Annotated in this window: 10 protein-coding genes; 7 read left to right on the forward strand and 3 right to left on the reverse strand. The window is 71.3% G+C overall.

The genetic code is table 11. From position 1 onward, the window contains the following. Nucleotides 1-25 precede the first annotated feature (25 nt). A complete protein-coding gene (locus EF387_RS31045; protein WP_128379967.1) occupies nucleotides 26-1,540 on the reverse strand; it encodes an IucA/IucC family protein in 1,515 nt (504 codons plus the stop codon). A 151-nt stretch (nucleotides 1,541-1,691) separates the two neighbouring features. On the opposite strand from EF387_RS31045, the gene EF387_RS31050 reads away from it, so the two are divergent. After that, on the forward strand, nucleotides 1,692-3,203 hold the full coding sequence (locus EF387_RS31050; protein WP_128379968.1) for an IucA/IucC family protein: 1,512 nt from the start codon (nucleotides 1,692-1,694) through the stop codon (nucleotides 3,201-3,203). A 231-nt stretch (nucleotides 3,204-3,434) separates the two neighbouring features. On the opposite strand, the gene EF387_RS31055 is transcribed toward EF387_RS31050, so the two are convergent. Next, nucleotides 3,435-4,058, reverse strand: coding sequence for a winged helix-turn-helix transcriptional regulator (locus EF387_RS31055; protein WP_128379969.1), 624 nt, complete (start codon nucleotides 4,056-4,058; stop codon nucleotides 3,435-3,437). A gap of 85 nt (nucleotides 4,059-4,143) precedes the next feature. Here EF387_RS31055 and EF387_RS31060 point away from each other — a divergent pair, with 85 nt between their 5' ends. From EF387_RS31060 to EF387_RS31085, 6 genes are all read left to right on the forward strand, one after another. Further along, nucleotides 4,144-5,352 carry a pyridoxal phosphate-dependent aminotransferase gene (locus EF387_RS31060; RefSeq protein WP_128379970.1) on the forward strand — a complete coding sequence of 403 codons (1,209 nt, stop codon included), beginning with the start codon at nucleotides 4,144-4,146 and terminating at the stop codon, nucleotides 5,350-5,352. Nucleotides 5,353-5,445: 93 nt separating this feature from the next. Further along, on the forward strand, nucleotides 5,446-6,045 hold the full coding sequence (locus EF387_RS31065) for a histidine phosphatase family protein (protein WP_128379971.1): 600 nt from the start codon (nucleotides 5,446-5,448) through the stop codon (nucleotides 6,043-6,045). 60 nt (nucleotides 6,046-6,105) lie between these two features. Continuing rightward, a complete protein-coding gene (locus tag EF387_RS31070) occupies nucleotides 6,106-6,756 on the forward strand; it encodes a hypothetical protein (RefSeq protein WP_128379972.1) in 651 nt (216 codons plus the stop codon). A gap of 144 nt (nucleotides 6,757-6,900) precedes the next feature. Beyond that, complete coding sequence (locus EF387_RS31075; protein ID WP_128379973.1) at nucleotides 6,901-7,323, forward strand: acyl-CoA thioesterase; 423 nt, start codon at nucleotides 6,901-6,903, stop codon at nucleotides 7,321-7,323. Between the two features lie 304 nt (nucleotides 7,324-7,627). Then, nucleotides 7,628-9,853, forward strand: a complete 2,226-nt coding sequence (locus tag EF387_RS31080; RefSeq protein WP_128379974.1) for an alpha-N-acetylglucosaminidase — start codon at nucleotides 7,628-7,630, stop codon at nucleotides 9,851-9,853. A 231-nt stretch (nucleotides 9,854-10,084) separates the two neighbouring features. Continuing rightward, entirely contained in the window at nucleotides 10,085-10,828 is a 744-nt protein-coding gene (locus EF387_RS31085; protein ID WP_128380071.1) for a chitosanase, read from the forward strand. Nucleotides 10,829-10,940: 112 nt separating this feature from the next. On the opposite strand, the gene EF387_RS31090 is transcribed toward EF387_RS31085, so the two are convergent. Then, nucleotides 10,941-12,314 carry an 8-oxoguanine deaminase gene (locus EF387_RS31090; protein ID WP_202918420.1) on the reverse strand — a complete coding sequence of 458 codons (1,374 nt, stop codon included), beginning with the start codon at nucleotides 12,312-12,314 and terminating at the stop codon, nucleotides 10,941-10,943. Nucleotides 12,315-12,317 lie beyond the last annotated feature (3 nt).

The raw sequence follows: 12,317 nt of genomic DNA on the forward strand, positions 1-12,317 counted from the left end.
CAGCGAGTCGCCGAACCCCGGGTGTTTATGCGCCGCGCAGGGGGTTGGGCAGCGGCAGATAGCGGGCGTCCGCTCCGTCGGCGCGGGTCCAGCGCAGCAGGAGGTTCGTCTTGCCCGGGAGGGTGGGAGAGGCCAGCAGGGCGGCGATCTCGGGGAGGATCGGTTCATGACGGCTCAGTTCGTGGCGCACGGCGGGCCACGGGTCCGTGCCGGGGTAGGTCTCGGCGAGCGCGCCCGCGATCTCCATGAGGTGGTTGACCAGCAGGCAGTACACGAGGCGTTCCCAGCCGGCCTGCCGTGGCACGTCCGTGAGCAGTTTGACGCCCTCCGCGTCCCGGTAGAGGACCTGCACGGGGATGCCGTCCGCGTCGACGGCCACCAGGGTGTTCTGGGCGTGTGCCTCCAGTACGACGCCGTGACGCGCGAACGCCTCCAGGGCCGGCGGGACGACCTGTCGCAGATACGCCGTCCACCAGGCGCCGGGGTCGGCCCGCCCGTCCAGCGGGCTGCCGGGGAAGCCCTCGGCGATCGCGGCGGCGAGGAGTGGTGTCGCTCCCGGGAGGAGATGGGGCCGCAGTCCATCCCGGACGAGGACGGCGAGTTCCTCGAAGGCGAAGTCGGCGGTGCGGTACCCGCGGTCGCTCAGCCAGGCCGCAGGCCCGTCCAGGGCCGCGAACGCGGTCGCCGCCGCCGTGTCCGTGCGGCGCAGTTTCAGCAGGTCGTGCCGCCACAGTCGGCGGATGTCGTTGGTGATCCGGACGTCGAGGCTGAATTTGAGGAACAGCTCCTCGGGGAAGCCGTCCCCCGGGAGGTGGACGGTTCGGATCGCGGCGGTCGGCCGGGCGGGGCGTTCGGTGTGGCCGATCCGGATCAGACGGCCGTCCGCGAAGGCCTCCCGCAGCCGTGCGCCGACCAGGTCGAGCTGCCAGGGGTGGGCGGGCAGGATCCGGTAACCCGGCGGGGGTGTGCCCAGACAGTCCAGGCTCCGGGTGTCGCCCTCCTCGACCAGTGCGTCCTCCCGCACTCCGAGCAGGACCAGCGGGAAGCGGGCGTAGGCCTCGGGGGCGTACGGCAGCCAGCCGGCCGCCGGGCCGCCGCCGCGTGCCTTGGGCGCGGGGTGGCAGGGGTGGCCGGTGATCAGGGACTGTTCGGAGCGCAGATACGGGTCGTCGGGGGCCGTCGCCGCGGCGCGGGCCGTGAGCAGCGTGGCGACCACGTCTTTGCTGTCCGTCATCTCCCTCGGCAGTTCGTCGTTGCCGACGCCGGTGCCGCGCCAGAGTTCATCCGCGGTCAGCTCGACCAGCTCGGCGTGGCTGATAGGGCGCCATTCCCCGGCCGTGTACAGCTCGGGCTCCGCGGGCCGTCGCCCGGCCCTGACCCGCAGCAGCCGTCCGCCGGCCGGCAGTCGGTACACGTTCGGCTCGTGGTCGAGCTGTTCGGCGACCTCGCGCAGCAGACAATTGAGAAGTGGTGCTGTCGCGTACCCGTCGGCGGCTCGTCCGAGGGCGTCCACGGGGTGCATGGGTTCCATGCGATCCATTCGTTCGTAGGCTGCACCGTCGGTCCGCGGGTGCAGTGGCGATCATTGTCCCGCGGCGCCATCCCCGAAGGGCCCCGATGGGCACGGCAAGCAGGGCCGACCGAGTCAGCTTAGCCTTGCCTAATCTCTCGCACGTCCAAGGAGCCCGATCTTGCCCCCCTCCCGCCCCGCTTCCGCCGAGACGGCTGCCGAGTCCGCGCTCGCCGGCGAGTTGCGCACCGTGCGCCCCGACCTGCTGTCACCGTACGCGGACCAACTCCCCGGCGCCCGGGCCGCCGTGCTGACCCGGCTGTGGCGCGGACTGACCCTGGACCCGCTGCCGTGGATCACCCGGAAGGAGCCGGGACGCGAAGGCCTCACCCTGCGTCTGGCGGACGGCCGCAGCCTGCACGGGCCACGCCCCGATCCGTACGCCACCGCCCCCTACGTCACGGAGCTCGACCTAGACGGCGAGGTGCACGACCAGCCTGCCCGGCTGATGACGGCACTCGGCCGGGCTGCGGACTTCGCCGCCGAACTGGACCACAGCACCGCGTCGTTGGCCCTGTCCCGGGCCGGGCAACCCGCGAAGGAGGGGACTCCCGCCACCGGATGGGAATGGGAACAAAGGGTGGTCGACGGCCATCCGTACCACCCCAACTGTCGTTCGCGGCCCGGGTTCTCGGCGGCGGAGCAGCTGGCCTACGCACCCGAGCACCGGCCGGTGGTGGAGCTGGGCCTGGTACCGGCGGGCGAGGACGCGCTGGTGCGGGGCGAGTGGCCCGACCGGTTCCGCGACGGGCGACGGGTGCTGGTCCCGGTCCACCCCTGGCAGTCGGCGCACGTCCTGCGGCGGGGCGGCGAACTCGCCTTCCCCGCCCACCCCTTGATGTCGCTGCGCACCCTCGCGACCCCCGACGGTCTGCACGTCAAGACCTCGCTCAGCGCCCGTCTCACCTCCTCCGTGCGCGACATCTCCATCGGCTCGGTGCGGACGGCGGCGATTGTCTCGGACTTCGCGGAGACCTTCGCCGCGCGTACGGACGGACTGCTGCACATCACCCGTACGCTGGGGGCGGCCACCGCGGGCACGCCCGATCTGGCCGCGGTGCTGCGCGAGGCCCCGGAGGGCTACGCCGGTCCCGGCGAACGGGTGGTGCCGGTGGCGGCGCTCGCGACCACCGATCTGCCCCAATCCGCCCACTGGCTGGCGGAGTTCGCCCGGCTCACCATGACGGTGGGGCTGCTGCTGCTCGACCTGGGGGTGGCGCTGGAGGCGCACGGCCAGAACCTCATGGTCGTCCTGTCCCCCGCCGGCACGCCCCTGCGGCTGGTCTACCGTGATCTCGCGGACATCCGCGTCAGCCCTGCCCGGCTCGCCCACCACGGCATTCCGGCACCGGACCTGGCCACCAGGATGATCACCGACGACGAGACGGCGCTGCGCCGCAAGCTGTTCGGCTCACTGATCACGGGCACACTGGGCGCCACGGCCGGTTCGACCCCAGCGCTCGCCGAAGCCCTGCACGCCGTGGTACGCGATCTGCCGCGCACTCCCGACCTCATCGCCTTCGAGAAGGGCCCCGTCCCCACCAAGGCGCTGACCAGGATGCGTCTTTCGCCGGAGCCGGGCGACAGCTGGACCACCGCCCCCAACCCGCTGGGGCCCGCCACCGCGCCGTGACCACACGCCGTCGGCCGGTCCCGGGTACTCGTTCGGGCCGAAGCATCCCCGGCAACGGCCCGGAGACTCGGACGGTGACGTCACATCAGCGCATCACATCAGCGCATCACATCTACGCCTTCACGATCGGCCCCTTCACATCAGGTCGTCACCTCAGCACCTTCGAGATCGGCCCCGTCACATCAGCGCGTTACATCAGCACCTCGCGATCGACTCCGTCACATCAGCGCGTCACAGCAAAGCCTTCGCGATCGGCCCTTCCCCGGTCACCGTCATGCGCCCCTGCCGTGCGGCCTCCCGCAGGGTCAGGGAGCCGGCGGTCACCTCCATGCACGTTCCGGCGTCCAGCGTGAGCCAGGCGTCGGGCGTCCGGGGTGCGGGGCCGTCCCCGTAGACGGGTTCGCCGATGCCTACGCGCAGGTGGAACTCCCCTTCGTCCAGGTGCACTTGGACGAGCCCTTCGCCGACCTCCGCGAGGCTGCGCAGCAGTGGCAGGGCGAACCAGTGGGCGCGTACCGCGTCCGTCGGGCGCCGTTCCGCGAGCAGTGGGCCGCCCCACGCCCCCAGGGCCTGCAGGACCGGCAGCAACGCACTGCCGCGCGGGGTGAGTTCGTAGACGTACGCGGCCCCGGGCGGTGGCAGCCGGCGCCGGGTCGCGAGGCCGTCGCGTTCCATGTCCTTCAGCCGGGAGGCGAGCACGTCCGTACTGACACCGGGCAGGTCCGCGTGCAGGTCCGTGTAGCGGCGCGGCCCGGCGAGCAGCTCGCGGACGATCAGCAGGGTCCAGCGGTCGCCGACCGTGTCGAGCGCGCGTGCGGCGGAACAGTACTGGTCGTAGCTTCGGCGAGGTGACATGCGACGCAGTCTAAACAAGTTGTTGGACTTTCCAAGCGGGTACTTGGTAAAACCAAGCAACACCACAACCGGAAGGGCGCAGCGCATGGAGTTCCGGCAGTCGAGCAAGCTCAGCGAGGTCTGTTACGAGATCCGCGGCCCGGTGATCGAGCACGCCGACGCACTGGAGGAGGCGGGCCACAGCGTGCTGCGCCTGAACACCGGCAACCCCGCACTCTTCGGTTTCGAGGCGCCGGAGGAGATCGTCCAGGACATGATCCGGATGCTCCCGCAGGCGCACGGCTACACCGACTCGCGCGGTGTCCTCTCCGCGCGCCGGGCCGTGGCCCAGCGCTACCAGGACCGGGGCCTCGAGGTCGGCGTGGACGACGTCTTCCTCGGCAACGGCGTCTCGGAGCTGGTGTCGATGGCGGTACAGGCGCTGGTGGAGGACGGCGACGAGATCCTCATCCCCGCCCCGGACTTCCCCCTGTGGACGGCGGTGACCACGCTCGCGGGCGGAAAGCCCGTGCACTACCTCTGCGACGAGCAGGCCGACTGGTACCCGGACCTGGACGACCTGGCGGCGAAGATCACCGACCGGACCAAGGCCGTCGTGATCATCAACCCGAACAACCCGACCGGCGCGGTCTACCCGAAGGAGATCATCGAGGGCATCCTGGACCTCGCCCGCCGCCACGGCCTGATGGTGTTCGCCGACGAGATCTACGACCAGATCCTCTACGACGACGCCGTCCACCATTCGGCCGCCGCGCTCGCCCCCGACCTCGTGGTCCTCACCTTCTGCGGACTGTCGAAGACCTACCGCGTGGCGGGCTTCCGCTCCGGCTGGCTGGTGGTGACCGGCCCGCGCCAGCACGCGCGCGACTATCTGGAGGGGCTGACGATGCTCGCCTCCATGCGGCTGTGCGCCAACGCCCCGGCCCAGTACGCCATCCAGGCCGCGCTCGGCGGACGGCAGTCCATCCGCGAACTCACCGCGCCCGGCGGCCGGTTGCACGAGCAGCGGGACCGGGCCTGGGAGAAACTCAACGAGATCCCGGGCGTCTCGTGCGTGAAGCCGAAGGGCGCGCTGTACGCCTTCCCGCGCCTCGACCCCAAGGTGCACAAGATCCACGACGACGAGAAGTTCGTGCTGGACCTGCTGCTGCGGGAGAAGATCCAGGTGGTCCAGGGCACGGGCTTCAACTGGCCCTCCCCCGACCACTTCCGCATCCTCACCCTGCCGTACGCCGACGACCTCGACGCCGCGATCAGCCGGATCGGACGGTTCCTCGGCGGGTACCGCCAGTAGGCGCAAGCCTCGGCGGGGAATGCCCGGGCCGGGCCCACGGTTGGCGATCATGGGTCGATCACCGACCGGGGAAGGCGAAAGGAAGGCGCGGCCATGGGTGACCTGCTCCTCGTGCGGCACGGCGAGACCGAGTGGTCGCGGTCCGGGCAGCACACGAGCTACACGGACCTCCCGCTCACCGACAACGGCCGCGAGCAGGCGCGCGCCGTCGCGCCGCTCATCGACGCGGACCGGATCCAGGCGGTGTTCGTCAGCCCGATGAACCGGGCGCGGCAAACGGCGGAACTCGCGGGGCTGAAGGACGTCCGGGTCGACGCGGACCTGCGCGAATGGGACTACGGCGGCGACGAGGGCGCGACCACCGCCGCGATCCGGCGCGACCGCCCGGGCTGGTTCCTGTTCACGGACGGCGTCGCCCCCGGCCCGCCCGAGCACCCCGGCGAGAGCCCTGAGGAGGTGGGGGCGCGCGCCGACCGGATGCTGGCCAAGGTGCGCGAGGCGCTCACCGCGGGCGACGGTGACGTGCTGCTGGTCGGGCACGGGCACTTCCTGCGGGTTCTCACGGCCCGTTATCTGGGGCTGGCCCCGTCCGCGGGAGCGCTGTTCCAGCTGCACACGGGAACGTTGAGCCGGCTCGGTTCCGAGCACGGCCGCCCGGCCCTCGCCAGCTGGAATGTCAGACCCGGGTCGTAGTCTTCGCAGGGTCGGCTCCCACCCGTCGAACGGACCCGAGTGACACCGAGGGGGTGCGTCATGACACGTCCGCCGACCGCCGCACAGCGGCGTGTCATCGAAGCGGCGGATCCCGTGACCGGGCGTCTGAAGGGTACGGAGGCCCAGCTCGCAGCCCTCGTCAGCAGGGGGCTCGCCTTCCGGCACCCGCGCCCGCCGCACGACCACTTCCTGACCCCGGCCGGTCACCGGGTACGTGAGGCGCCGGAGCCGGAGCCGCCCGGGTCACCGGCCGGGCCGGGGGTGGCGTCCGGCTCCGCAACCGCAGGGGTGTTCGCCGCGCGCGTCGGCGGCGAGGAGCACACCGCGGCGGGGCCGGGCCGGGCGCGGGAGGTGCACAGCGCCTGGCAGGGGCTGCTGGAGCTGCGCCGGATGACCAATCCAGGTGGCGCCACGGACCGCCCGTGCGGCTGGGAGCGTACGCATCTGGTGCGGGCCGCCGCGCTGGCGCTGGAGGCGGCGGGCCACCGGCCCGCGGGCCCGGAGGGCGACGGCTACCGGGTGCGCGAGACCCCGCAGCCGGAGGCGGTCGCCGTTCACGAGCCCGACGCCGAGGCGCTGCGCGCGTGCGCCGCCACCCTGGAGAAGGCGGGGTGGCAGGTCAGCGAGCACACCGAGGCGCGAGGGCGGGATCGGGGGCGGTATGTGCTGGCCTCGCCGCGCAGGGCGTGAGGGAGCCCGATGGGGCGGGGCAGCGGGGCAGCGGCAGCGGTCGCCTCGGCGGACGCCCCGTCATGGCAAGGGAGTTGGTGTCCATGACGCAACCGCTCAGTAGCCTGACCTGATCACCGAGGAAACCGTCGAAAGGGCAGCGCCATGGCCGAGCCGTTCTCCGTCGCCGTCACCGTCCGCGGCTATGAGACCGATGTTCAGGGACACGTCAACCAGAGCGTCTATCTGCAGTACGCGGAGCACGCCCGCTGGTGCCTGCTGGAGGCGGCCGGGATCAGCCAGGCCGAGCTCAGGGCCAGCGGTGTCGGTCCGGTGGTCCTGGAGACCACCATCCGCTACAAACGCGAACTGCGCGCGGGCGACGAGACGGAAGTGACATGCGCCTTCCTGTGGGGCGAGGGCAAGACCTTCCGTATGGAGCAGGTGATCCGGAAGACCGACGGCACGGTGGCCGCGGAGTTGAGCGGCGTGGCCGGCTTGCTGGACCTGAAGGAGCGAAGGCTGGTCGCAGACCCGCGCGAACACTTCAGGTCCCTGGCCACCGCTCCGGAGCGCTTCGGGCTGTGAACCGGCTTGTGACAGCGCGACAAGACATCTGAAAACCATCTGAATACCGGTAAATCACCACGAATCATCGACAACGACCGGTGCCGGCGGGGGCCGTGGCCGGCCGGTGCCACCAAGGGTCGTGACCGGCCGGTGTCGCCAAGGGTCGTGACCCGTCCCGTCCCGCCCCGTTAACCGTACGCTCGCCCCCATTACTCCCCTCGGACCCTTGGCCGCGTTTGGGTGCAGAGGAACGCCACCCAGTGGGTATTCCTTCCACGGCCGTCCCGAACCGGGCGCCTCCACCCGCGAACCCGGAGATCCCATGCCGCTCGCCCGTCGCGCCTTCCTGACCGTGTTCGCCATCGGTTCCGCGAGCGCCGCCGCCTGCTCCGGGATGGCCGCATCCGGCTCCGGGAGCGACAGCGCACCGGACGCCAAGGGCGGGGCCGCGACGACGTCCCCCGCCCAGGCCGCGGCTCGCAGGCTCCTCCCCCACCACTGGCGGCAGCTGCGGTTCCGGGACAGCGCGCCGGGGACGGCCGGCGGGGACACCTTCCAGGTGTCGGGCAGCACCGGCCGCATCACCATCACCGGCACCACCCCCGCGACCCAACTCACCGGCCTGAACTGGTACTTGCGGCACACGGCGAACGCCAACATCACCTGGTCCGGCGAGCAGCTGAACCTCCCGGTCCGGCTGCCGGGCGTCGACGGCACGGTCACCCGCCGCGCGGGCGTCCCGCACCGCTTCGCCCTCAACGACACCAACGACGGTTACACCAACGCCTACAACGACTGGGCGTACTGGGAGCGGGAGCTCGACGTGCTGGCGCTGCACGGCTACAACGAGGTACTCGTGTACACGGGTGCGGACGCTCTCTACCACCGGGTGTTCCAGAAGTTCGGCTACTCGGACGAGGAACTGCGGGAGTGGATTCCGGGCCCGGCGCACCAGCCGTGGTGGCTGCTGCAGAACCTCTCGTCGTTCCCCTACCCGGTCTCGGTCCGGCTGCTGGAGGCCCGGGCCGCGCTGGGCCGCCGGATCGCCGACCGGGCGCGCGAGCTGGGCATGACGCCGGTGTTCCCGGGTTACTTCGGCACTGTCCCGCCGCGGTTCGGCGACCGCAACCCGGGCGCGAAGACGGTGCCGCAGGGCATCTGGGGAGGATTCCCGCGGCCCGACTGGCTGGACCCGCGCACCGACCACTTCGCCGAGGTGGCCGCGGTGTTCTACCGCACACAGCGAGAGATGTTCGGCGCCTCCACCCTCTACAAGATGGACCTGCTGCACGAGGGCGGCAGCCCCGGCGACGTACCGGTCGCCGATGCGGCACGGGGTGTCGAGAAGGCACTGCTGACCGCGCAACCGGATGCGACCTGGGTGATCCTGGGCTGGCAGCACAACCCGCCGAAGGCGATCGTGGACGCGGTCGACAAGCGGCACATGCTGGTGGTGGACGGTATCTCGGATCGCTTCCCCACGATCGTCAGCCGCGAGGACGACTGGGGGGACACCCCCTACGCCTTCGGCTCCATCTGGAACTTCGGCGGTCACACCGCGCTCGGCGCCAACACCCCCGTCTGGGCGGAGCTGTACGAGAAGTGGCGCACCAAGGAGGGCAGCACTCTCCGCGGTATCGCGCTGCTGCCGGAGGCGGCCGACAACAACGCGGCGGCCTTCGAGCTGTTCTCCGAACTCGCCTGGCGCGAGGGCGAGTTGGATCTCAAGGCATGGTTCGCCGACTGGGCTCGTCAGCGGTACGGCGGACCGGACGCGCACGCCGAGGCGGCCTGGGACATCCTGCGCCGGACGGCCTACGGCACCACGCGCGCCGACAAGTGGAGCGAGGGCGCGGACGGCCTGTTCGGGGCCCGGCCCGGACTGGCGGTCAAGCGGGCGGCGCGCTGGTCGCCGAAACAACTCCGGTACGAACCCGCCGAGTTCGAGCCCGCGCTGGGTGAGTTGCTGAAGGTGCGCGTGGGTCTGCGGAACTCGTCCGCGTACCGCACGGACCTCCTCGACGTGGCCCGCCAGGCCCTCTCCAACCGCAGCCGGGTCCTGCTGCCCCGGATCAAGAAGGCCTACGACGACCGGGACGCGGCCCGCTTCGACGCGCTGACCGCCGACTGGCTCGGTCTCATGGACCTTTTGGAACGGTTGATGGCCACCGACTCCCGCCATCTGCTGGGCCGTTGGGTGGCGAGCGCCCGGGAGTGGGGCAAGGGGAAGCAGGAGAAGGACCGGCTCGCGTACGACAATCTGTCGTTGCTGACCGTATGGGGCACCCGACAGGGCGCGAACGAGGGCGACCTCAGGGACTACGCCAACCGCGAGTGGGCGGGGCTGGTTGGCGGACTGTACCGGCTGCGCTGGTCGACGTACTTCACCTCTTTGAGGACCGCGCTCGCGGAAGGCCGTCCTCCGCGGGCGATCGACTGGTTCGCCCTGGAAGACCGCTGGACACGAGACCCGGGAAAGCTCGCGACGCGTGCGACGGGCGATACGTACGAAGTGGCCGCAGCTGTCAGGGACCGGCTCGCACAGTGACTTCCTACTGATTACCACGGTATTCCGACCCTTCACATGCGACCCTCGAATCTCCGTCAGAGCTGCTCTCTTGGAGACCACGTGCCGCCGTTTTCCCGACGTACCTCCTGTCGTGCCCTGCTCGGTCTATTCGGCGCCTCACTGCTGGCCGCCCCGGCGAGGGCCGTCGTGGCCACCGACTCGTCGGGAACGGCGGACGACACGACGGGCACCTCGGCCACGGCCGCGAGGATGACGACGGTGTCAGCGGTGGCGGCGTCCGCGGCGACCGGCCTCGCCAACCCGGCGAAGAAGGAGATAGCCATGCGGCTGGTGTCCAGCGCCGAGAACTCGTCGCTGGACTGGCGGGCGCAGTACGCCTACCTGAAGGACATCGGCGACGGGCGCGGCTACACGGGAGGCATCATCGGCTTCTGCTCCGGTACGGGTGACATGCTCGCCCTGGTCGAGCTGTACACCGATCGGGAGCCGGACAACGCCCTCGCCGGGTACCTTCCGGCGCTGCGCGCGGTGAACGGCACCGACTCGCACAAGGGCCTGGGCCGTGGCTTCCGCAAGGCCTGGCGCACGGCAGCCGCGACATCGGCGTTCCGCAGGGCCCAGCGCGACGAACGGGACCGGGTCTACTTCGACCCGGCGGTCGCCCGGGCCAAACAGGACGGCCTCGGCACGTTGGGCCAGTTCGCCTACTACGACGCGATGGTGATGCACGGCCCCGGCACGGACGCCGTCAGCTTCGGCGGCATCCGGGCGCGGGCCCGGAAGAGGGCGGCGACTCCCGCGCAGGGCGGGCGCGAGAAGGCGTATCTGCACGCGTTCCTGGATGCCCGGGTGTGGGCGATGAAACAGGAGAGGGCTCACCTCGATGTCTCACGCGTGGAGAGCGCGCAGCGGGTCTTCCTCAAGGCGAACAACCTGGACCTGGACCTGCCGCTCAAGTGGAAGGTGTACGGGGACAGTTACCGTCTCACCTGACGAGGTTCCGCGGCCCTGGGGACGGTTTCCCGGCCCTTCACGGGCTTCCCGGCCCTGAGCACGGGTTACCCGGCCCTGTGTACGGGCTCCCCGGCCCCGCGCGCCGGGCCGGTCATCCGCCGGAGGCGAGGCGTGCGAGGCGCTGGGCCTGCGACCTCGTGGAGCGGGCGACCGCGTCCTCGTCGACGTGCAGCAACCGCCCCTCCTCGACGACCGGCCGGCCGCCCACGAGCGACAGGGTGACCGGGGCGGCGGCGCCGAAGACCAGCGCGGTGACGGGGTCGGCGATGGAGGCGTGGGCGAGCGTGTCCATCCGCCACAGCACGAGGTCGGCGAGCTTGCCCGGCTCGAGGGAGCCGATCTCGCCCGCCCGCCCGAGCACCCGGGCGCCGCCGAAGGTGCCCAGCCGCAGCGCCTGACGGGCGTTCAGGGCGGCCTCACGGTGGGCGCCGAGCCGGTTGATGAGCAGTGCGTTGCGCAACTCGGTGTGCAGTTCGCCGGACTCGTTGGACGCGGTCCCGTCGACGCCGAGGCCGACCGGGACTCCCGCGGCCAGCATGTCCGGCACCCGCGCGATCCCGGCCGCCAGCCGGGCGTTGGAGGACGGACAGTGGGCGACGCCGGTCCCCGTGCGGGCGAACGCCTCGATGTCGGAGTCGTTCATATGGACGCAGTGCGCCATCCACACGTCCTCGCCCAGCCACCCCGTCGTCTCGAAGTAGTCGGTGGGACCCATGCCGAACAGTTCGTGGCAGAACTTCTCCTCCTCCACCGTCTCGGAGCCGTGGGTGTGCAGGCGCACCCCCTTACGGCGGGCCAACTCCGCGCCCTGCTTGAGGAGTTGGGTGGAGACGGAGAACGGTGAGCAGGGTGCGACGGCGATCTGCGTCATCGCGCCGAAGGAGGCGTCGTGGTGTTCGTCGACGGTGGCCTCGGTGGCGGCGAGCGCCCCTTCGAGCGTCTCCACGGCGAAGTCCGGCGGCAGTCCGCCGTCCGACTCACCGCGGTCCATGGAGCCGCGCGCGAGGGTGAAGCGGACGCCCGTCTCGCGCGCCGCCCGGATGATCGCGCCGGACAGGTCGCCGGTGCCCTTCGGGAAGACATAGTGGTGGTCCATGGCGGTGGTGACACCGCCGCGGGCCATCATCGCGAGGGAGCCCTGCGCGGCCGCGTACACCATCGGCTCGTCGATGCGCGCCCAGGTCGGGTAGAGCGCGACCAGCCAGTCGAAGAGGTTGTGGTCGGTGGCGAGGCCCCGGGTGATCCACTGGTAGAAGTGGTGGTGCGTGTTGACCAGGCCCGGGGTGACCAGGTGACCGCTCGCGTCGATGCGCCGGACGACGTTCTCCAGCCCGTCGGGCGCCCGCCCGGCACCGACGGACTCGATCACCTGGTCCGCGACGACGACGTGACCCGAGGCGTACTCGGTGTCGTCGGCGTCGACGGTGGCGATCGCGCAGTTCTCGATGACGGTGCGCCGGATCATGGT

Origin of the sequence: Streptomyces cavernae (assembly GCF_004023625.1) — a bacterium.
GTDB classification, from domain to species: Bacteria; Actinomycetota; Actinomycetes; order Streptomycetales; family Streptomycetaceae; genus Streptomyces; species Streptomyces cavernae.